Source organism: uncultured Psychrobacter sp. (assembly GCF_947488565.1).
GTDB classification, from domain to species: Bacteria; Pseudomonadota; Gammaproteobacteria; order Pseudomonadales; family Moraxellaceae; genus Psychrobacter; species Psychrobacter saeujeotis.
This window is the reverse complement of record NZ_CANKZC010000004.1, coordinates 312,346-334,461: the sequence shown is the minus strand read 5'-3', so window position 1 is coordinate 334,461 and position 22,116 is coordinate 312,346. Positions and strand designations below refer to the sequence as shown.

Sequence of the window (22,116 nt, the reverse complement as noted above, 5' to 3'; positions counted from 1 at the left end):
TATCGACCTATTTTAGCAAAAAAAACGCCTTAAAACCCTGCAGGCCAAAGCAGCGTTTTAAGGCGTCCATCATCGGTTGATGATTATCGGTCTTTATTGACCATCACTATCTGCCAACTCATACAAACACCACCCCATCTTCGGTCTGATGCGCCTTGATATCGACATCATAGGCAGCGCTGAGTCGCTGACGGGTCATAACCTCAGCAGGCGAACCTTGGGCAATAACTCTCCCACCATTTAGTAGTACCACCTCATCGGTATAGCGATGGGCATGGGTCAAATCATGCAACACAACCAAAATACTTTTGCGCTGCTGATGTACTAAACGATGTAAATAATGCAATAAAAAACGCTGATGGCGAATGTCAAGATGGTTGGTCGGCTCATCAAACATCATGATTTTGGTGTCTTGCATCAGCGCCCGTACGATAGCCAAACGCTGCTTCTCCCCGCCTGACAGGGTTTGCACACGGGCATCGATTAGGTTTGACAGCTCAAAATCTTGCAGCAAGGTTTGTGCGCGTTCGACATGGTGGCGATTTGGCCGCTGATACCAAGCAAGGTTTGGCGAGACGCCCAATAGCGCATAATCAAGCACCGTAAGCGGAAGCTCAAAACGCTCATGTTGTCCAACCCAAGCGATATGACCATCACGCATCATATCATCGATAGGCTGACCTTGAGCCGTGATATACCCCTGTGTTTTTAACGCCACCCCAGTATGCTGACCCAATACTGTATGCAATAACGTGCTTTTACCTGCACCATTGGGCCCGATAAAGGCGACGAGCTTTTGGCTTGGCACGGTTAGCTTGTCTATTTTTAGCAGCACTTTGTCACCATGCGAGATATGAATATCTTGCATCGACAACAGCTCGCTTGCTTTCTCATTACTTGTATTACTATTTTGACTTGGTTGCCCTGTTTGCATTGACCGTACTGGCCGCACGGATTTTGCTGCCGTAGCGCTGCGTCCACTGTGAAAAAATGAATCAAGCATAGTTACTCCTATCAATTAACGGCGGCTACTGCGCACAAACAGCCAAATAAAGAAGGGGCCACCGAGCAGCGCTAAAACGATGCCAACAGGCACATCCACTGGATAAGCGACATGCCGCGCTGTGCCATCAATGAGCAGCAATAATATCGCCCCAAGCCAGCCCGACCAAATCATCAGCCGCATACGCCCGCCGCCAAACAAAATAGCCAGCAGATTGGGCACCATCATGCCAATAAAGCCAATGACGCCGGCTAAAGAGACCGCCGCCCCTGTTAATAATGCCGAGGCAATCACCACTAGACAGCGCACCACTCCCACCTTGATACCCAAGGACTTAGCAGCGGCCTCCCCTAGCATCAATCCATCTAACTGCCGACCTAATGGCAATAAGATAGCCAGCCCCAAGATCATAGAAACCATCGCATAGCGCAGCGGCACAAACCCCGCCTCCGCCATACTGCCCGACAGCCAATTGGTCGCCGAGCGCAGCACCATATCATCAGACATAAATAAAATCAGACTGACCACGGCAGCACAAAACGCACTGATCACAAACCCCAATATCAATAAGCCCATCTGCCCGCCGCCCAAAAACCGATGACAAGCGAGAATAAACAAACACACCAGCACACTCCCGCTAAAAGCGGCAAGCGGTATGCCAACGCCGCCAAACCCCAGCGCCAATACCAGCACCACCCCAAGCGCCGCCCCGCCTGATGTACCGATTAGGCTCGGATCGGCTAATGGGTTTTCAAACAACGCCTGTAATGCTGCACCACTAACTGACAACGCCATACCGACCAGCAAGGCTGTCGCCACACGTGGATAGCGCAGCTGCCAGATGGTGTCATCCAGATGGTTGGGGCTGGACCAGTCGCCAAAACCAATACCAAGAGCCAGCCAAATCAGTAGCAATGATATAGCCGCCGCCACCAGATAATAAAGGCTGTGCTTGTATTTACTTGATGATGCAGGAATTGGTGCAGTCAGTGTATTTGCCATGGAAAGTATCGTTTTATGTGGATAAGAATTCAGTGAGTATATTTGCTTAATTTAGGTTATATGCTTAGGCTATTTTGCGAGCGCATTTAGCTTTTTTAGCACTTCAGGCGACTGTAAGCCATAACGCAAAAAATCATCGGCTGGCCAAAAATGGACGCCGCCATTTTTACCTGCTGTACTGACAGCAACCTCAGGACGCTTACTAAACTTGCTGACACCGCCAACGACGGCCTCATTATGCTCGGCAATAATAATCACATCAGGCTTGGCGGCCAGCCAGCCTTCTCGCGACAGGGGTTTTAGCCCCGATACGTTGGCGGCATTTATCCCGCCCGCACGGCGAATCAGCTCATCGCCTACCGTGCCCTTACCAGCGACAATACGGCCATCGTAACTCAGTAGATAGCGCTTACCAGTTTTTGCCATAGGACTCATCCCTGCCTGCCAACGCTTGGCTAGCTGCGACCCTTGAGATTTTTTATCGACATAACTGCCGATGGATTTGATACTACTGGCAAAGGTACTGACTTCTTCTTTGGGTGCGACATTGACGGCCTTAACCTTAAGTCCATTTAGGCGCTGATAGATACTCGCCGGCTGCACCATATAGCTGCCGAGCACCAAGTCAGGCTTGACCGCCAGCACTGACTCGGCAGTGATATTACGGTGCATGCCCACAGCGGGTACGCTCTTTAGCGCCGGATTTTTATTGGTCGCATCTTTGCCGACCAGCTTATCGGTCGCTCCTAGCGCGACAACCACATCGGCGACATCGGGACTCATGGCGACGATACGCTCATAAGCTTGAGCAGAAAGCGTTGGCACGGCCAATATACTAAGGATGGCAGCCGTACTGATAGCACCACGGGTACGTTTTTTATTGATAACTGAGTGAGTGAGTGTTGTTTTTGATAAGGCAGAAGACATACGTATTCCTAATTTACTAACGTAAAAAATGACCCTATAGCCAATTCAAAACAAAATGATTATAAATTCATACCAGTTGCACATTCATATGAGCGTATCGATTTTATTTTGAACTGCCTATATTTATAAGTCATCAATGTTAAATAATTATCCAAAATTGATTTTTATGATTGGTTTATGCACTCTCTGCTTCAGCCATGACTGCTGGCGCTAACGCTTCTGCGTAGGCATGTTCGTCGACAATATTAGCAACTATTTGCTGCCACTCAGCCAGCTCAGGCGTGCCTTCGAGTCGTTGACCAAACACGCTAAAGACACTCGAACCCTTATTATCAAAGCCTTCAATACAGGTAACGATGCCGTCTTTGGTCGGACGCTTGACGCACCACACTTGCGCCAAAGCTTTGTCTTTGAGATGCAGGGTAAAGTCATTGTGGTCTTTGTCTAAAACATTAAACCAATCCCCCATGCGCTTGAGCGTCTGCACCGTACCCGTCTGAATTTGCACAAGTCCGCTATTACCGACAAATATCATAATCGGGCATTTGGCATCACGGGCCTGCGTAAATACCGCCTCGACAGCGCTAATATCAAGCTGCTGCGTCATCTGCTCTGGCGCTTGACGGTAGCTGCTGGCACGGTCGATATCGAGATTTTTTAATAATGAATGAAACTGATGCACATCAGTCATTGCCTGCCAACCTTGTTGGAGCTGCGTGCGTGCGCCTTCATCCAACGCCTTGTAGCGCCAGTTACTTAGCGGCGCTTGTACCTCTAACGTCAGCGTCTCCGTATTTACCGTTTGCTGTTGCGCCGCAATCAGCGCCTGCCAGCTGGCGATATTCTCATCGCTTAACTCGCGCAAATAGACTTTATCAATCGCCGCGCCCTGACCATTATAAAACTGAATGCTATAAGACGGTTTGCCTGTGCGACTGGTATCGGTGACCGCCAGCATATGCTGCCACTGCCACATAAAAAATCGTAAATCCAGACCGCCGACATTGAGCGCCAACCCCATCTTTTCGCCGAGTTTTAAATTGTGATACGGCGCGGTTTTTTCATGCACTGCCAGATCGTTTCTGACGATGCTCTCAACGCTGCCAAAGCGTTCAAACTGCTGTAGCACCGCTTTGCATTGACCCCCAATGTACTGACTGTAGGGCGATGCGAGCATCAGCTCAAACTCACTGACCCCCAATACCGCCGCCCCCTCTGTCGGAAACAGCATCAGCGTGTTTACTTTTAGTGCTTGGTACTGTTGCCACAGCTCAGTATTTTTTGTGATTAAAGATAACGGTTGACTCATGAGGGTCTCCATAAAATAAATAATAAAAAGCCAATCAGCTCGCTATATACGCAAAGAGATGTACGGCAAAGAGATAAATGACGGAATAATAGACACACCGCCTTTGGCCAAATCTATCTGATTAAATCAAGCAAAATGGCAGCGCTCCATGTTTGCGCTTATCGTTTTTGTCAGACGGTATTGAACGGAAATAATTATGGCAATATTTTTTTAGTTTGTAAATAGAAATAATTATCATTTACATGTTGATAATTATTATCGTTTGAAATATGATGTCTGAGCTTTGTTACTCGCATTGAGGTTTTAAGTAACAAAACCTTGAAGGATTAAATCGCTGCTAGCCGCTTACTTTGTTTTTTTGATAAATAATTTTAATAAAGCAGAGCGTCAAACCCCTCTGTTTTTGCTTTTTTTATAAAGGTTGTCTTACTTATGTCGATGTCCCCGCTTCGCTCTTATTTACCAGATACTCGTTTACCACAGTGGCGGCAGCATGCATTGGTCACTAGCATCACCTTGGCGTTAACTGCGTTGGCCCCTGCCAGCGTCCAAGCAGCAGATTTTGTAGACGACGGTCCTGAGCTTACCGATGATACTGTCCTACCAAGCATCCGTCTCGACCCTATCGTGGTGACCGCCACACGCTCTGAGCGTGCCCTAAGCGATGCGCCCGTCGCCATGCAAGTACTTAGCCGCCAAACGCTCGATGACAACCACGCCCATACCTTAAAAGAAGCACTGGCCCTCTTGCCCAATGTTTACTTGCGCGAAGTCCATGGCAAGACGGGTTATGAAGTCAGCATGCAAGGCTTCACTGGTGATCAGGTATTGGTGCTCATCGACGGCTTACCGATTACCGCCAGTACGGGCTCGACGGTAAACTTAAATCAATACATGAATATGGATATCGAGCAAATAGAAGTGGTACAAGGAGCGGCGTCAGCGCAGTTCGGCAGTGCGGCCATGGGCGGGGTGATTAATATCATCACCAAACCTATCGGCGCGGCGACAGGACATATCACCACCGAGATTGCCAGTAATGGTGAGCAAAACCCCTCTGGTAAACAAATAGACGCCAACAAACGCTATGTTGAAGCCAGCGTAGAAGGCGCTTTAGATAAAGGCCAACGCATTCACGCGCGCCTATCAGGCTCATATCTAGACAATGATGGCTTGAGCTTAGATCATAAAGCGTGGCCCAGACTCAAAGACGCCAGCGAGCAGTCACAAATCAGCGCACGACTAAGCTATCGCCCTGATGGCAAAGGCATGTCGGGCGCTAACAATGACAGCAGCGATAGCCGCGTGGTCAAAAATGCTCAATATTGGCTAGAGGCCAGTCACCATAAAGAAGATGACGTCAGCCGCTTTAATTACTATGTGGCACCGCGCTATTTGGCGCAGCAGCGAGATGAGCACATCAGCAAACAGCGCTTTAGTGTCGGTGCGCGCGCTGATATCACGCCGTATGCAGACGATCGTAGCAAGACCTATCGGCTGTCCGCTCAAGCGCTGCATGAGGACTATCAAAGCGAGTCTAATACCAAAACCCAGCAGACCATCACCAGCGCCCGTGACACCGACATCAGTACCACGCTAGCGCAAGCGCAGCTAGACCTACCTGAGTTGGTGCTATCCGACGATCATATTCATCTTATTCAGGTCGGCGGGCAGCTTCAGCAAGACAAGCTGAGCCAAACGAAAAACCAAGCCAGCGAGCTGATCAGCGATGAGGTCAGCCGTGACGTCGGTGAGCTGTATATACAAGACGACTGGCTAATCGGTGATAACTGGGAGGTACTGAGCGGGATTCGCTACCAAAACGATGAAGACTTTGGTAGCCATACGGCGCCAAAGGTATCGCTTAAGTATAATCTCATGGACACCAGCGGCCGCGAGCATATCTTGCGTGGCAGTATCGGCGGCGGTTACCGCGTGCCCAATCTAAAAGAGCGCTACTACGTCTTTGATCATAGCAATTTGGGCTATAAAGTGATGGGCAACCCAAACTTGCAGCCGGAGACCTCAACCAGCTACCAAATCGGCTATCAAGGTCAGCTGAGCGATACACTCAACCTCACCGTCAATGGTTTTTATAATGAGATAGACGACCTTATCCAAACCGACGAGGATAATGCGACTTTTGATGGCAATATTGCTGTCTATCAGTTTATGAACGTCGATAGCGCCAAAACCTACGGCGGCGATATCGGCATCGACTGGCAAGTGGACGAGCGCGCCAAACTACAAGCCAGCTATGCGTATCTCAAGACCCACAACAATGTCACCGATACCGAGCTGACCTATAAGCCCAACCACAAAGCCATGCTGGCGCTTGACTATCAAATCAATGACAAGTTACAGCTGATCCCGCGCCTCAACTACGAATCCAAGCAGCTCGTCAGCACCAGCGCACAGACATACTCGCCATCTTGGTGGACGCTCGATAGCAAGCTCAATTATGACATGACGGCAAACCTGAGTGTATACGCGGCGATTAATAATATCTTCGATGTGCAGCGGGATGTCACCGATGCCAGTGACTATCGCCCGATCGACAATCGTGAATGGTTACTGGGTGCCAGCTACCACTGGTAAGCCCTTGCCCGCACTTATATTAAAGCAACGCTTGCAAAGCAGTTCTTTTAAAAAACTCTGTCTATAGCACTGTTTTTACCTTTAGCCAAAACAACAACTATCAAGGAGCCTGACATGACCAGACCCACCCTAGCAGTAACTACCAAGCCAACCAAATTGGCATTGCTTTTTAGCAGCAGCCTATTAGCCCTTAGCATGACCGGCTGCGGTGGCGGCAGTGATGGCTCGAGTAGTGGCAATAACGAAAATAGCGATAATGATGGCAGCACACCGCCTGCCAGCAGTGTCAGCTTTAGCGAAACCGCCACATGGCAAGTCACCAACCTAGCACCTGATAGCGCCACTTGTTATGACTTTGATGCCAAAGCTGAAAGCTCATGTGACGGCGATACATGGGATATTAAGTTTGAAAACCAAGCACGTTCGGTCAAGCTTTGGTCCAATAGTGGCGACTCTGGCGCAGGCATGGGCGGGGTTTTTGGCTTGATCGACTGGTCTGATCTGAGCCGTTATACCAATGCCACCCTTGACCCTGATACAGGCCGTGATATCAGCCTGCACTATAATGAAGACCGCAGCGGCGGGGTGTTTGCTGCCAAGCCTTGGTTTGAGTACAACTTACAAGGCAATCATCAGCTATATCCCAACAACCGCGTCTATCTTGTCACCACAGACAGTAGTAGCGACATGACAGACAGCAGCGTCCAGCAGCCAATCTATGCCCTACAGATTACCAACTACTACAATGATGCTGGAAAATCTGGCTATCCAACCATTCGCTGGATTGATACGGCGCTACCAAATCAGGTACAGACTCAAACCATCAACGCCACCAGCAATGATGATTGGGTATATGTTGACCTAAAAACAGGCCAAAGCAGCACGGACAAAGACAGCGCTTGGCAGATTGGCTTTAAGCGTAATGATGTGATTTTAAATGGTGGAGATTCGGGCAGTGGTAAGATTGGCGGTTATCTTGCCGCCACACCAGCAGGATATTATGATGCAAAAGACGAGCCTATTGTCAGTCAATTTATCACCGATGGTAGTGCAGCGACATTAGCCGACCTTACCAGCACAGCAGACTACGACAAGCCACTAAGCGCCAGAAGCTGGGTGATTGACAGTAAAGGCTCGGACCTCAACCCTGCGTATACTGGCAATTTCCCGAATTTGGATTTTGGCTGGTATACCTACAATGGCATGACCCATCAGCTAAATGCCAAACCACTTGATAGTGCTCAAGGCGCCCTTATCAGATCTGCTGAAGGCAACAGCTATGCGCGTGTGCGTTTGGATAAGATCAATTATCCTGATAGCACGGCGACGACGGCGACCTCATGGGAGTTTGAACTAGACATTCAGCCGGCTTCTTAGGCTGTGTTTTTTCACCCAGTCGCAGAGTAAGGAATTGATATAAAAAGCTAGTTTTTATAGCTTCTACTTGTCATAGCTTCTATTTATATAGCCTGTATTTGTTTTTTATCAGCGTTCAGCCTTATCAGCATCTATAGGGCGAACGCCAAGCTTCTTTAAAACCCTCAACAACGTATTTTTACTGAGTCTTTATGTCCCCTCGCGCTGCCGCTTCTTTGTATCATATGGTATGGGCGCACTATCGCCTGCCGTTTTTAAAAGTTGTTTTATTAAACCTGCTCAATGCCGCCGTCAGCGTCGGTATCATCGCGTATATCAATCACACCTTTATCAGCCAGTCTGTCTTTAGTGCTTTATCATGGCAGAGCTTGGGGCAGTTTTCGCTATTGGTGCTGCTATTGCTAACGACCACGTTTTTAGCACAATATGCCCTCACGCGCTTGGGTCATCGGTTTGTCTATGAGCTACGGACAAAACTGGTCAAACAAATCATCGACACCGCCGTGCCGCAGATAGATAATCTAGGGAGCGCGCGCTTACTTGCCAGCCTATCCTCTGACATTCAGTCTATCACCACCGCGTTTGTGCGCATGCCGGAGCTGGTACAAGGCGTGATTTTATCGGTAGGTGTCGGGCTGTATCTGGGCTGGCTGTCGCTGCCATTGTTATTGATTGTCATGTGCTGGATTGTGATGACGATTTGGATCAGTACTATTTTGGTCAAGCACGTCTATACGCATCTGACAGAGCTACGCGAGATCAATGATGATTTATACCAAGATTATCAGTCCATCATAGAAGGGCGTAAAGAGCTGGCGCTCAACCAACACCGCGCCCAAAGGCTGTATAACGACGACTTTTTGCGGCACGCCAAAGCTTATGAACAGACCGTGACCAAGTCTGATACCTTTCATTTATCGGCAGTGAACTGGTCCAATATCATGATGTTTGCCGCGATTGGTATCGTCTTTGCCGTCGCAAGCTCTCTGGGCGTCTCCATGGCTGTGGCCACGACGTTTTCTTTGACGATTTTATTTATGCAGTCCCCGCTCCTACATGCTGTCGGCGCTTATCCCACGCTACAAACTGCCCAAGTGGCTTTAGAAAAAATACAGGCGTTGGCACTTGCTGATTATCAGCCGGATTTTCAAACAGACAGCGCGGCGACAAACTGGCAAACCATCTGTTTTCAGGATATCTGTTATCGCTATCCACACAACATCGATAGCCAAAATGTGACAGCTGTCGACAGCGAGCATGCCGATGATATCTTACAGTCTGTCACGCTAACTTTGCAACGCGGCGATGTGGTGTTTTTGATAGGGGCAAATGGTAGCGGCAAGTCTACGCTGGCCAAGATCATCACGGGGATTTTTGCCCCGACGACGGGCACTGTAACAGTCGATGGAAAGCTCATTCATTCTCAAAACAGCAATTCACAAAGTAGCGACTTACAAACTAACAACTTACAAAGTAGCGTCGATTATCGCCAGCTGTTTTCGGCGATTTTTAGCGATCAGCATCTGTTTACGCAGCTCATCGGCCCTAAAGGGCAAGCGCCTGATCGAGTACTGACGGATACATGGCTGCATCAGCTCAACCTGCAAGACAAAGTGAGCATCACTGACGACACCCTCTCTACCGATAAGCTGTCACAAGGCCAACGAAAACGACTGGCCATGCTCATCGCTGTCGCCGAACAAAAAGACATTCTCCTCCTCGATGAATGGGCCGCAGACCAAGACCCTGCCTTTCGCCGTGTGTTTTATCAAACACTGATACCTAAGCTCAAAGCCATGGGCAAAACCTTATTTATCATCAGTCACGACGACAGCTATTTTGCGCATGCCGATCGATTGCTACTGATGAAAGCTGGCCGACTGATAGAGCTAAACGCTGAAGAACGGCAGCGCGCCAGCATCGACGCCATTGCGATGCTCAAATAAATGACGCGCGCTTGGCACGATACGCACTACTCGCAGTGGTCGTTACTTCTATAGTCAACCCGATATAAAAACGATATGGCGAGATGAAGTGTTGTTTTACGCAGCATCGAGCAGCGCAGGTACAGCACGCAAGAAAACCAACGCTTTAGCGAGCCATTTAGATTCGACTACACGAAGTTCTTGAATGCAATTTTTTAATGATAACAATTATCATTAATGTTATTATTATCATTGTTGTAAGTATTGTTACAACTTAGTACCCAAAAGCCAACCATTTCAGCTCAAAAGGACATCAGATGCGGTCTCATTTACCCCCTCTATCTATCCGAACCATCCGAAAAAAACACCTGACATTGGCCGTACAGATCGGCCTATTAATGGGTATCAGTCATATCGCAGCTGCGCAATCGATTGTGGCCAAGACAATCGACAGCTCAGGCAGTGCTGAGTCGTCTAAAAGCGCGGAAGTCATCAGCGCAAGCGAAACAACCACTGCTGCGACCTCGACCGCCCCATCGACCACGTTAGAGGCCATTACTGTCTATGCCGATGGCTATCGCAGCACCGGTACCAAGACCGCCTTAGACCCTGAAGATGCGCCCATGAGCTACACCCGCATCGATCAGGAGTTGTTACAAAAGCGCCAAGCAGATAGTGTCAACGCTGCTTTGCGTTATGAGCCAGGCGTAAGCTCGGAGAGCCGCGGCACAGTCTCTATCTTTGATGAGTATAATATCCGCGGTTTTAAGACCTACTCAAACTTTTATGACGGCCTCAGACTGCCCTATGATGGCGCGTGGAATCTCATGCCACAGGTAGATATTTATGCCACCGAAGCGGTAGAGGTGGTCAAAGGTCCCGCCTCTTCGCTCTACGGTTATGCCGCACCAGGCGGTATGGTCAACCAGATCGCCAAAACCCCAAAGAGCACGCAAGAAACCGAAGTGCAGCTGCGACTTGGCAATCAAAACTTAAAAGAGATAGCGGTCGATACGACAGGGCCAGTCAGCGATGCGCTCAACTATCGCTTGGTGGCATTAAAACGGCAAAAAGACGGTCAAATGCAGACCACCGAAGAAGAGCGATTACTAATTAATCCATCGCTTGAGTGGCAGGCGACTGACGATGTCTCTGTGCTTGCCAATCTGTTTTATCAAGATGATCCTGATATGGTGCCATCCACCCCACTACCTGCTGTCGGTACGGTCTACAACGCCAGCCATGGCAAATTAGACAGCGACGCCTATGCAGGGGATCAATGGAATCATTTTAGTAAAGAAGTACTGATGCCAAGCATTACGGTAAACTGGGATATCAATGACAATCTCACCTTTAAGCACATCTTACGCTACACCGATGCCGAAGCTAAGCAGCGCAATATGTATAATAGTGGCGGGTTTGTCGATGGTAGCGATAAGATCTTAAACCGCGTGGCGTATACCACTGATGAGCGCATGAAAAACTGGACCACAGACAACCAGCTGGCTTATCAATTCGACACGGCCAATACCTCGCACAATGTGTTGTTCGGTATTGAGTATCAAGAAACCGACAGTAGCGCGACTTACTATGATGCGGGCGCAGCGGGTACGCCAAACCTTGACTTAACAAACCCCAATTTTTCCCAGATCGATACCGATACCCTGCCGCTAGATGCCTATCGTCAAGACGAAGACATCGAGCAAAGCCAGCTTGGGCTCTATGTACAAGATGAGATGAAGTGGAAAGACCTAACAGTCGTAGCAGGTCTACGTCATGACAATTTTGACAGTAATACTGATCAAACCAAAGCTACTGAAGGCGTCATCTATAGCGACAAAACGATTGACAATGATGCATCAGAAACCAGCGGTCGCTTCGCTGCCATTTATGATTTTGATAATGGTCTATCACCGTTTGCAAGCTATTCTCAGTCGTTCCAGCCAGTGGTCGGTAGTAACTTTATTACTGATGAGCCATTTAAACCAACCACAGCCGATCAATTAGAAGCTGGTGTCAAATATTTGTCTCCAGATCGTGCCACTCAAGGCACATTTGCGATATTTGATATCAAACAGAAGAACGTTGTGGTAGCGGATGAGATCAACTATAGAAGCCAGACACAAACTGGTGAAATTGAATCAAAAGGCTTTGAAGTATCAGGCAGTCATATGCTCAATGACTGGGTAGATGTAGCCGCTAGCTACAGCTATACTGATGCTGAAATTACAGAAGATGAGTTCAACCCTGATGTGGTCGGTAACACGCCAGCGCAAACGGCCAAGCACAAAGCCACGCTATGGGCAGACTACTATGCGACAGACAAACTCACGCTCAATGCTGGTGTTCGCTATGAAGACGGTATGCAGATTGATAAACAAAATACAGATGAGCTACCAAGTGTGACCTTGGTCGATATTGGCGGCAGCTATCAGATCAACCCTATGCTGGCGGTAGGAGCTAGTATCAACAACCTGTTTGACAAGACCTATGTCGGTAATTGCTTTGATTTAAATAATTGCTGGATGGGACCTGAGCGTCAAATGTCAGTCAGTTTGCAGGCGCAATTTTAGTGACCATAAGGTTTTACTGTTGATTTGTACTATGTAGACGTACTGCCAACGCATTAATACTATAGACTCATGAGTCTAAAATTTATCTGAATGCTACAGCGATCTCTATTCAGCATTGACAATTTTATTACGGTACTGGCTGACGCTGGTGCAACGGTACTGGTCACACTCAATGCTTTGCGTTTACTACGTTTTAAAGAGGTGAGATTATAAGTAAGGCCGCATATTCGTCTTATTTAGTATCGACTATACTTCTTGGCACTTTTTTAACCCCGTTTTTGATAACGGGCTACCTTAAATAAGGTTAATTATCTAAGGTAGCTCAACTTTTTATGCTACGTAATAAAAGGGGTTTTATTACGTAATAATAGAAACAGAATTGCACGGTTATTGAAGTCTTGTTATGACCTTAATATTTAGGTCTTTAAAGCCTATGTTTCTAAAACCAAGCCTTAACAACTAACGTAAATCATCAACGACCGCTAACATGGCAATCAGCGAGGCTTCTCCTAGTTTGATAGAACGCTCTGGTGACCAGCCTGTGTCTGCGTTCGGTAGGTTATCGTTATCTTTAAAAGGCATCTCTAAAGTATTGGCAAGGCAATCAAAACGCTCCGCCACCCAGTTAGTAGCGACTGTCATATTTGCTTTACCTGGCGCATCAATATCATAGCCCACTTCAGACTGAAAATCGGCACTGGCTAACTTTAATACGTCTGAAAATCTATCACGCAAATGTGCGAGGCGCTCGTTATAACTTGGCGTCCCTTGAGAGCCGGCAAGAAACACATAAGGCAATGCTTCATCGCCGTGCACGTCATAAAATAGATCCACGCCGGTCGCTTCCATTTTATTAATGACATGAAACACTTCAGGGCTTCTCTCCAAGCTTGGATTTGACCATTCACGGTTTAAGTTGGTTCCAACTGCATTAGTACGCAGATGTCCGCGTACACTCCCATCTGGGTTCATATTAGGCACAATATAGAAGTTCGCTTTTTCTAATAACAACTTACCAGTAGCATTGTCATCATCTAACAAACCATCCAGCAAACCTTCAATCAGCCATTCGGCCATAGTCTCACCGGGGTGCTGACGCGCCGTAATCCAAATGTTGCGTTTATTCACATCACTATTGCTATCTTTATTAGCGATTTTTATTAAGGTTAAGTCGCGTTTATCAAGGGTGTTACCTAAATGCTCTAATCTCACTAATGGATGCGTTTGTACAGCGGCTAGCAAATTTTGATGGCGCTCATAGCTGTAAGGGGCAAAATACGCAATTTGAATGGTGTCACATTCTAATTCTGCCACGATGGTTAATTTGCCGTCTTTATAAGTGGTAGGCAGACGGAACCAATATTCCCGATCGTAGGAGGCCACCGCTTGGTAATTTTCCCACCCTTCAAGATATGAAGCCTCCTCTGCATTCAGGATATTAAGAGTATATCGCTCGCCAATCTCACCTGACAAACGAAAATTAAACCACTGAAAAAATTCGCCACCAACATCTGGGCGAATCGCCAATTGAATATCTTTTTTATTCTCTACATTGATAACATCAATATTACCTGCATCGAAATTTGCAGTGATATGCATAATCTATCCTTAATGAGTTCTTAAAAATCTGAAAATTAATTCTAAATTTAGAAGTATTTTATCCGCCTTAAAATACAGTAAAGCCTTTTAAACTATATACTTCATAGCCTAAAAAGCTCAATCAATCACGAATTTTATCGAGGTGATAACTTTAAATTTATAGTCTATTCTAGCATCCATCAACATTACAAATCACTCGATGAATAGCTTTGGTTTACATAGATACCGCTTTATTTTTTCATAGTTAACATACGGTATTGGGAAAATCTTGTCATAAGCCCAGTTATAAGAGAAAGTATAAACCAGATAAAGTACAACCAATGACGCTTCCATAATAAAAGCTTGTTATAGGCTAATATGAAGATACCCCATCATTGGTAAATAGAGCACTAGCAGACCACTCTCAAAAATAAAACATGAAGCGCCCTTATCGCTTAGTCTAAAAGTACTGCGCTTAAATCTGATCACTCCCTTCTCAAAGACAATATTAAACCTGTAGTTTCATAAGACAGATATCCATAATGGCTTTTTTAATATTACGATAGACTTTAGAAATGGCATTAAATAAAACGGCGTTAGAATAATGAATACCATTATTTATCTCGTCATAAAACAAAGGTTTACGTGCATGCACTTCACTAGATGACCATAATAAATCGTTTGCGCCGAACGACAACTCTCATGTCACTCTTAAGCAGGAGGTAGTCCTTGATACGCTTTATTTAATAAATCTTTTAATTCCTCATAGTCATAATCACGAGGATTATAATAAGGACTATCACAGACAATTTGTGCCACGTTAGCTGGGCCCTCTTTGGGTAGACCAGTGTCTTTTAGTGCCATCGGAATCTTTAAGGATTGATTTAAACGGTAGACTGCTAAACCGACCTCTTCACGGCTACTAACACCTAAAGCCTCTGCCAATCGATCCATGGCTTCAATATCAGCGTTACGGTTGTAATGCACTGAATACGCAAGCGTAATGGCGTGTGCTTGAGCATGTGACAGATTATATGTGCCACCCAACGTATGGCAAATCTTATGATGAATAGCCATTCCAACTGATCCTAGACAAACCCCGGCAAGCCAAGCACCATAGGTTGCTTTCTGGCGTGCTGAAATATCGCTCAAGTCATCTACAATCATAGGCAAAGCAAACTTTAATGCTTTGATAGACTCAATCGCCATGAGACTGACGATTGGGTTTTTATCTTCGGCATATAGCGCCTCTACCGCATGTGCCATAGCATTCATACCTGAACAAGCCGAGATTTGCGCAGGCAAGGTTAGGTTTAGCTCTGGATCATAAATCACTACTTTGGGTAGGATGTGAATATCCTTACCTGTGGTCTTTAGATTGTTTTCAGTGATGCCATAAATAGTCGTCATCTCGCTACCTGAATAGGTAGTAGGTATGGTGACTATCGGTAAATGCGTCTTTAAGGCAATGGCTTTGGCAAGTCCAATCGTAGAGCCACCGCCCAAAGCCAAACAACAATCAATGTCGTTTGATCGGGCAAACTCTACCGCCTTATCCGCGACTTCTACCGGAACATGCATGACAGCGTGCGGATACACGCCTGCTGAAATCTCTTGTAGTTGCTGCGATAACTTCTGACCCGCCTCTTTTTGGCCCGGTGTCGTAATTATTAAAACGTTATAATAACCATGCTTTATCAGTATATCTTTGGCTTCAGCTGACTTACCGTTCCCAAAATGAACGTCGAGCGGTAACGCTTGATAATGAAAATCTTTCATAATATCGTCCTGTTTTGCAAAGCAGGTCTCGCTTGAGATGTGCTGGAATACTGTTAGTATTTAAAGTTAAAGCCTAGATTTTCTGATGCTGATTAAAACCGTTTGCTTAAAATGAAATATCAATGACGTTTAATTGAGTTTATACACAAGCAATAACCTGCCAGCTGGCAGTCGCTTGATACTTGTCTTGATGCGCAAACAAAGGATGGCTTTGAGCTTCTGCCAAATTAAGTACTGGGGTTACGCAAGCATCAACCTCTGCGAATACCCTTTGCCAATGCGCCATCGTTTGACTCGCAAATCTCTCTGTCATTGCTTTTTCTGCCGCTTGGCTCTCTTTCGTATTGGACATTGATCCACGCTGCCAATGAGCATCAACGTGTTCAGACAAAGCTAAGGTCTCGCATAATAATTGCCAAAATTTAAATTCTAAAGAGCCGACTGCCATGTGGCGACCATCTTGTGTTTTGTACAACCGATAGCACGGCAGCCACCCTCCCAAGAAGTCATTCTGAGGCTCTGGGCGTTGCCCATTTATGCTTTGCATCATATCGGCCGTTGCTTTTGGCATGACCAGATGATGATACAAGCTATGTGTCATACTCACGGCAATGTGTCGGCCGCGACCAGTATTTTTAGCGGCAAGTACCGCTGCCAGTAAGGCGATCACTGCAGTATCACTACCACCAGCCAAATCTGCAAACTGCATATTGGGCATAGCTTGATCCCCTGATTCTGTTTTGAGTTGATCAAGGGTGCCGCTCATTGCCATAAAGTTGATATCATGCCCAGCCTTTGCTGCCCAAGACTTACCTGTAGCATCAAGCGCTTCTGGAATACCGTAGCCTGTGATAGAAACCATCACCAGTTTTGGATTAATAGCATGTAAAGTAGCAGCATCTAAACCCATGCCAACAAGTACTTCGGGACGAAAACTATCAAGCATCACGTCTGCATCTTTGATGTGCGCTTTTATTGCTTCGATGCCTGCTTCACTACGAAAATCCACCTTTTCGCAATGTTTACCATGGTTTAAAGCTTTAAACAACTCACCAAACGCACGTCCTGGGTCGCCATTTTCTGGTTCAATTTTAACGATTTTTGCACCTAGATCGGCAAGTAAGCGCGTCGCGAATGGACCAGGGAGATTACGGGTGAGATCCACAACTTTAAGACCAGTTAGGCAGTCAGACATCATGTCTGTCATTGTACTGGGTATTGAGTTATTCGATACTACATCTGTATTAGCCATCTGAAAACACCTCGCCTTTTTTTGCCATTTCTATCAAAATTTGTGCAGGCTTAAAACGCGCACCAAACTTAGCGGCCAGCTCATGACTACGCTTAACGAAATTTTCTATTCCTGTCGCATTGATAAACTGTAGCGTCCCCCCTTGAGGCGGGGCGAAACCCCACCCAAAGATTGACCCTACATTACCTTCCGCAACAGAGCGCAAGACATTTTCCTCATAACAGCGCGCCGATTCGTTGGCTTGGATATAGAGCAGGCGATCTATCAGCTCCTCCATATCTGGCTGCTCATCAACGGATGGAAATAACTCAGTCAGTTTTGGCCATAACTGCTTATCTCTCTTACCCTCTGAACTCTGCGAATAATCATAAAAGCCTTTGCCGACCTTTTTACCTAAGCGCTCGTGGTCTTTTGCAATCACTTTGAGTACCGTTTCTGCCGGATGACTGACCCATCCTTTACCCTCGCTGAGCGTATCTTTTTTGGTCTGCTCTTTGATACGCAATGATAAATCGAGCGACACCTCATCTTGCAGTGCAAGCGGCGGCATTGGCATACCAGCTTTAAGACCAGCCACTTCAATTCGTCGAGGATGTACGCCCTCACCTAACATCGCAATACCTTCTGACACATACGTACCAAATACGCGCGAGGTATAAAAGCCGCGACTGTCGTTGACGACGATAGGCGTTTTGCCAATTTGCAAGACAAAATCAAAAGCTTTCGCTAAGGTTGCATCATCCGTCTGCTCGCCCATGATAATCTCAACCAAAGGCATCTTATCGACTGGTGAGAAAAAGTGCAGCCCGATAAATTGCGACGGACGTTTACTTGCAATGGCTAAGCTCGTAATGGGAATGGTCGACGTATTAGACGCATAGACGACCGTTTCAGCAATGACGGCTTCTGCTTGCTCGGTACACTTGGCTTTGATATCGCGGTCTTCGAATACCGCTTCGATGACTAAATCACAGTCTGCAATATCATCATAAGATATGGTAGTTTGAATTTTACTTAATAACGCTTCTTTTTTGGTCTCGTTTGAGCGTCCACGATTGATGGTTTTGTCTAATAGTTTTTCTGAATACTGTTTACCCTTATTAGCATTTTCAATACTGGTATCTAATAGCACCACATTGATGCCCGCTTTGGCAGCGATATACGCAATCCCAGCACCCATCATGCCTGCACCAAGTACCGCAACCTTATTTACTTTTTGACGATCAAAACCGTTAGGACGTGATTGTCCTTTTTTAATCTGGTTTAATTGCGTCCACATAGAAGTGATTAAATTGTTAGATTCAGGCGAGAGCACACAAGCGGCAAAGTAGCTCGATTCGACCTCAAGGGCAGCATCGATAGCAAGCAAGCTACCTTCAAATACGCAAGACATAATATGGGTAATGGCGGGATAATTGCCGTGAGATTTTTGGTACGCCATAGCTGGGGCAACGGAGAGCATTTGCGCGTTCTTTGGATGATTCGCATTGCCACCTGGGATACTAAAGCCTTTTTTGTCCCACGGTTGCTGCGCGTCAGGATTGGCCTTAATCCACGCTTTAGCTTGGTTTAACATGTCGTCTGTGTCACTGGCTATCGCATCAATAAACCCACTCTCTTTGGCAGCGTTAGCACTGATAATTTTACCTTGAGTCATCATCTCAAGCGACTTTTGCATACCGAGTAGGCGCATCAGACGCTGAGTACCACCGCCACCAGGTAGTAAGCCTAATTTCACCTCGGGCAGTCCAAGTTTGGTTTTAGCTGAATCAATAGCGACACGATAATGACAGCCCAAAGCAACCTCTAACCCGCCACCAAGCGCTGAACCTGTCATCGCGGCAACGACCGGTTTGCCAGATTTTTCAAGCTTGCGCAGGCTGGCTTTGAGCGACTCCGCCAATTCAAACGCTTGCTTGTGGGTTTGAATACTCGCGAGCTGGTCAATATCTGCGCCAACGATAAAGCTGTCTTTACCTGACGTTAAGATAAGCCCTTTAGCCGTCTCATCGTTTATAAAAGCATCGACCAATACTGAAAATGATTGATTAAAAGTATCATCAATCACATTCATCTGACGCTCGGTTTGGTTGATAGTGACTGTTACGATATTGTCATCGTCACGCTCAGCAGAAAAATCTGCCAACTTATTGATCGTTGGGGTGCAATCCATGCTCATTATTATTCCTTTTTAAATTCAAACTTATTATTTAACCATTGTTTTACAGATAGCTTATACACGCTCAATGATAGTCGCGATGCCCATACCGCCACCGACACAAAGCGTAATCATCGCCGTTTTTAAATCACGGCGCTCTAACTCTTCAAGCACAGTGGTAAGCAGCATAGCTCCGGTAGCTCCTAGCGGGTGTCCCATCGCAATAGCGCCACCATTAACGTTGACTTTGTCCAATGAAACGCCCAAATCTTTCGCCGTCTTCATCGGTATCGCGGCGAACGCTTCATTGATTTCCCATAGATCAATATCGGCTGCCGTCATACCGGCTTTTTTGAGCGCCTTTTGACAAGCAGGTGTCGGACCGGTCAGCATAATAGAGGGCTCAGAGCCAATGACCGACGCCATAATGACTTTTGCACGCGGACGCAATCCTGCTTTTTTACCCGCAGCTTCGCTCCCCAAAAGGCAAAGCGCAGCGCCATCAACGATACCAGAGGAATTACCAGCATGATGCACATGATTGATACGCTCAATGCTGGTATATTTATCCAGCAAGACGCTATCAAAGCCCATCGCGCCAAGCTGGGCAAAGGAAGGCTTGAGTCCCGCTAAAGTACCGACTGTCGTATCGGGACGGATGGTTTCATCTTTATCAAGCAGCAAGCGACCATTCAAATCATGCACAGGTATTACCGCATTGTCGTAATAGCCAGCAGCCCAAGCGTTAGCAGCACGGTGATGCGACTTGGTAGCAAAGGCATCGACATCCATACGACTAAACCCTTCAAGCGTCGCAATGGTATCGGCTCCAACGCCTTGCGGGGCAAAGCCAGTCACAGAATTTACCCGCGGATCCATAAACCAAGCGCCACCATCTGCGCCCATTTTTACACGGCTCATTGATTCGACACCGCCTGCAACGACCATGTCCTCCATACCTGACATGATTTTACTTGCGGCCAAATTGATGGACTCAAGGCCTGATGCGCAAAACCGCGACAATGTCACGCCGGCGACGGTTTCATGCCAGCCCGCATCCAGCACCGCAATACGGGCAATATCTGCACCCTGTTCACCGATTGGGGTCACACAGCCGAGCACCACATCATCGACCAAGCTAGTGTCTAAATCATTGCGCTGTTGCATGGCATTAAGTAAGGTGCGTACCAGCCAAATAGGGGTCGCTTGATTTAAGCTGCCTCCTGCTTTACCTTTACCGCGAGGGGTGCGGATGGCATCGTAAATATAAGCCGTCTGAATCATGCTATGTCCTTATAGTCTTGATGAAATGGTTTTGATGAAAATTGAAAAAACGAATCGCTTACATAAAGCGTGACGCCAGCTCTTTCATAATCTCGTTGGTGCCGCCATAGATTTTTTGTACCCGTGCATCAGCGTACAAACGTGCAATCGGATATTCCATCATATAGCCATAACCGCCAAATAACTGCACGCACTCATCCATCACGATACATTGCTTTTCGGTCACCCAGTATTTGATTAACGCAGCATGCTGTACCGTGAGCTCATTTTCGACCAATGCTTCAATAGCAGCATCACATAAGGCACTTGAGGCAATATACTGGCTGTTACATTCTGCCAGCTTAAAGCGGGTATTTTGAAAGCTCCATACTGGCTTGCCAAAAGCGGTGCGCTCTTTGGTATAGTCAATGGTCAAGTCCAGTGCTAATTTCATCGCCCCAATCGCTGCCAGCGCTACGATCAAACGCTCTTGCGGTAATTCTTGCATCAATTGCGCAAAACCTAATCCTTCAACCGTACCCAATAAATTGGCTTGCGGCACGCGCATATTATTGAAGAACAACTCAGAAGTATCTTGCGATGCCATACCAAGTTTTTTGAGCTTCTTGCCACGCTCAAACCCCGGAGCATTATCGGTTTCGACAACGATAAGCGATACGCCCTTAGCGCCAAGAGATCGGTCAGTTTTGCAAGCAACGATAATTAAATTACCCAATTGACCGTTAGTGATAAAGGTCTTTGAACCATTGATAATATAATCATCGCCTTCTTTGACTGCGTAGGTCTTGATGTTTTGCAAATCTGAGCCTGTGCCCGGCTCAGTCATAGCAATCGCGCCGATTAACTCTCCTGTTGCCATTTTGGGTAGCCACGCCTGCTTTTGCGCTTCAGTACCATGATGCAAAATATAAGGGGCGACGATGCCTGAATGCAAAAAGCCACCGAAGCCTGCTTGATTGGCTTCTGATTGCGCATAAATCAGCGCGGCTTCATGACGAAAGTCACCGCCCGCCCCGCCGTATTCTTCTGGCATAGAGGCACATAAAAATCCCATCTCGCCTGCTTCTAGCCAAGCTTCCCGATCGAGCATACCGTTTTCACGCCACTTCTCATCGTGTGCTTCCCAATCTCTAAATACTTTGAGCGCACTCTCGTGCAGCATTTCAATTTCTTCATCCATCCATTTGGGCTTAAAGCATGCAATAGTCATTGATCCATCCTTGGTCTTGGGTTACTAGATAATTTAATTATTTACTATACTTGTTTATACAATGCCTGCCAAACCAAAGCTCATGAACTACTAGGTCATTAACTTTATTGATTATTAGCCAGTACCGTTAATTGCAAGCGA

General features: G+C 46.6%; 16 protein-coding genes. 4 read left to right on the top strand and 12 right to left on the bottom strand.

Annotation, left to right across the window (positions count from 1 at the left end; genetic code table 11):
- Window positions 1-118: 118 nt before the first annotated feature.
- The 4 genes from Q0890_RS10655 to Q0890_RS10640 all read right to left on the bottom strand — a co-directional run bounded on the left by Q0890_RS10655 (window position 119) and on the right by Q0890_RS10640 (window position 4,241).
- On the bottom strand, window positions 119-1,003 hold the full coding sequence (locus Q0890_RS10655; protein ID WP_299220572.1) for an ABC transporter ATP-binding protein: 885 nt from the start codon (window positions 1,001-1,003) through the stop codon (window positions 119-121).
- Between the two features lie 15 nt (window positions 1,004-1,018).
- Window positions 1,019-2,005 carry an iron ABC transporter permease gene (locus Q0890_RS10650; RefSeq protein ID WP_299220571.1) on the bottom strand — a complete coding sequence of 329 codons (987 nt, stop codon included), beginning with the start codon at window positions 2,003-2,005 and terminating at the stop codon, window positions 1,019-1,021.
- Between the two features lie 69 nt (window positions 2,006-2,074).
- Window positions 2,075-2,932, bottom strand: a complete 858-nt coding sequence (locus Q0890_RS10645; RefSeq protein ID WP_299220570.1) for a hemin ABC transporter substrate-binding protein — start codon at window positions 2,930-2,932, stop codon at window positions 2,075-2,077.
- 175 nt (window positions 2,933-3,107) lie between these two features.
- On the bottom strand, window positions 3,108-4,241 hold the full coding sequence (locus Q0890_RS10640) for a ChuX/HutX family heme-like substrate-binding protein (protein WP_299220569.1): 1,134 nt from the start codon (window positions 4,239-4,241) through the stop codon (window positions 3,108-3,110).
- A 432-nt stretch (window positions 4,242-4,673) separates the two neighbouring features.
- On the opposite strand from Q0890_RS10640, the gene Q0890_RS10635 reads away from it, so the two are divergent.
- The 4 genes from Q0890_RS10635 (at window position 4,674) to Q0890_RS10620 (ending at window position 12,714) form a co-directional block, all read left to right on the top strand.
- Window positions 4,674-6,839, top strand: a complete 2,166-nt coding sequence (locus Q0890_RS10635) for a TonB-dependent receptor (RefSeq protein ID WP_299220568.1) — start codon at window positions 4,674-4,676, stop codon at window positions 6,837-6,839.
- Window positions 6,840-6,953: 114 nt separating this feature from the next.
- On the top strand, window positions 6,954-8,216 hold the full coding sequence (locus tag Q0890_RS10630) for an HmuY family protein (RefSeq protein ID WP_299220567.1): 1,263 nt from the start codon (window positions 6,954-6,956) through the stop codon (window positions 8,214-8,216).
- A gap of 191 nt (window positions 8,217-8,407) precedes the next feature.
- On the top strand, window positions 8,408-10,162 hold the full coding sequence (locus Q0890_RS10625; RefSeq protein ID WP_299220566.1) for a multidrug ABC transporter permease/ATP-binding protein: 1,755 nt from the start codon (window positions 8,408-8,410) through the stop codon (window positions 10,160-10,162).
- Window positions 10,163-10,458: 296 nt separating this feature from the next.
- Window positions 10,459-12,714, top strand: coding sequence for a TonB-dependent siderophore receptor (locus Q0890_RS10620; protein ID WP_299220565.1), 2,256 nt, complete (start codon window positions 10,459-10,461; stop codon window positions 12,712-12,714).
- A 459-nt stretch (window positions 12,715-13,173) separates the two neighbouring features.
- On the opposite strand, the gene Q0890_RS10615 is transcribed toward Q0890_RS10620, so the two are convergent.
- The 8 genes from Q0890_RS10615 to Q0890_RS10585 form a co-directional block, all read right to left on the bottom strand.
- A complete protein-coding gene (locus Q0890_RS10615) occupies window positions 13,174-14,313 on the bottom strand; it encodes a M14-type cytosolic carboxypeptidase (protein ID WP_299220564.1) in 1,140 nt (379 codons plus the stop codon).
- Window positions 14,314-14,505: 192 nt separating this feature from the next.
- Window positions 14,506-14,646: a chlorhexidine efflux transporter gene (locus Q0890_RS13700; protein ID WP_367276846.1), complete on the bottom strand. Its 141-nt coding sequence runs from the start codon at window positions 14,644-14,646 to the stop codon at window positions 14,506-14,508.
- Window positions 14,647-14,800: 154 nt separating this feature from the next.
- Window positions 14,801-14,947: a hypothetical protein gene (locus Q0890_RS10610; protein WP_299220886.1), complete on the bottom strand. Its 147-nt coding sequence runs from the start codon at window positions 14,945-14,947 to the stop codon at window positions 14,801-14,803.
- 56 nt (window positions 14,948-15,003) lie between these two features.
- Complete coding sequence (locus Q0890_RS10605) at window positions 15,004-16,071, bottom strand: maleylacetate reductase (RefSeq protein WP_299220563.1); 1,068 nt, start codon at window positions 16,069-16,071, stop codon at window positions 15,004-15,006.
- 139 nt (window positions 16,072-16,210) lie between these two features.
- Window positions 16,211-17,323 (bottom strand): CaiB/BaiF CoA-transferase family protein, encoded by a 1,113-nt coding sequence (locus Q0890_RS10600; RefSeq protein WP_299220562.1) that lies wholly within the window; start codon window positions 17,321-17,323, stop codon window positions 16,211-16,213.
- Window positions 17,316-19,502, bottom strand: a complete 2,187-nt coding sequence (locus Q0890_RS10595) for a 3-hydroxyacyl-CoA dehydrogenase NAD-binding domain-containing protein (RefSeq protein ID WP_299220561.1) — start codon at window positions 19,500-19,502, stop codon at window positions 17,316-17,318. Before Q0890_RS10595 ends, Q0890_RS10600 begins: the two co-directional genes overlap by 8 nt.
- 54 nt (window positions 19,503-19,556) lie before the next feature.
- Window positions 19,557-20,762, bottom strand: coding sequence for an acetyl-CoA C-acetyltransferase (locus tag Q0890_RS10590; protein WP_299220883.1), 1,206 nt, complete (start codon window positions 20,760-20,762; stop codon window positions 19,557-19,559).
- Between the two features lie 61 nt (window positions 20,763-20,823).
- Entirely contained in the window at window positions 20,824-21,975 is a 1,152-nt protein-coding gene (locus Q0890_RS10585) for an acyl-CoA dehydrogenase family protein (protein WP_299220559.1), read from the bottom strand.
- Window positions 21,976-22,116 lie beyond the last annotated feature (141 nt).

Excerpts from the sequence above, each read along its gene's own strand:
- Q0890_RS10655 (WP_299220572.1), bottom strand. The coding sequence starts at position 1,003 with ATGCTTGATTCATTTTTTCACAGTGGACGCAGCGCTACGGCAGCAAAA.
- Q0890_RS10650 (WP_299220571.1), bottom strand. The coding sequence starts at position 2,005 with ATGGCAAATACACTGACTGCACCAATTCCTGCATCATCAAGTAAATAC.
- Q0890_RS10645 (WP_299220570.1), bottom strand. The coding sequence starts at position 2,932 with ATGTCTTCTGCCTTATCAAAAACAACACTCACTCACTCAGTTATCAAT.
- Q0890_RS10640 (WP_299220569.1), bottom strand. The coding sequence starts at position 4,241 with ATGAGTCAACCGTTATCTTTAATCACAAAAAATACTGAGCTGTGGCAA.
- Q0890_RS10635 (WP_299220568.1), top strand. The coding sequence starts at position 4,674 with ATGTCGATGTCCCCGCTTCGCTCTTATTTACCAGATACTCGTTTACCA.
- Q0890_RS10630 (WP_299220567.1), top strand. The coding sequence starts at position 6,954 with ATGACCAGACCCACCCTAGCAGTAACTACCAAGCCAACCAAATTGGCA.
- Q0890_RS10625 (WP_299220566.1), top strand. The coding sequence starts at position 8,408 with ATGTCCCCTCGCGCTGCCGCTTCTTTGTATCATATGGTATGGGCGCAC.
- Q0890_RS10620 (WP_299220565.1), top strand. The coding sequence starts at position 10,459 with ATGCGGTCTCATTTACCCCCTCTATCTATCCGAACCATCCGAAAAAAA.
- Q0890_RS10615 (WP_299220564.1), bottom strand. The coding sequence starts at position 14,313 with ATGCATATCACTGCAAATTTCGATGCAGGTAATATTGATGTTATCAAT.
- Q0890_RS13700 (WP_367276846.1), bottom strand. The coding sequence starts at position 14,646 with ATGGAAGCGTCATTGGTTGTACTTTATCTGGTTTATACTTTCTCTTAT.
- Q0890_RS10605 (WP_299220563.1), bottom strand. The coding sequence starts at position 16,071 with ATGAAAGATTTTCATTATCAAGCGTTACCGCTCGACGTTCATTTTGGG.
- Q0890_RS10600 (WP_299220562.1), bottom strand. The coding sequence starts at position 17,323 with ATGGCTAATACAGATGTAGTATCGAATAACTCAATACCCAGTACAATG.
- Q0890_RS10595 (WP_299220561.1), bottom strand. The coding sequence starts at position 19,502 with ATGAGCATGGATTGCACCCCAACGATCAATAAGTTGGCAGATTTTTCT.
- Q0890_RS10585 (WP_299220559.1), bottom strand. The coding sequence starts at position 21,975 with ATGACTATTGCATGCTTTAAGCCCAAATGGATGGATGAAGAAATTGAA.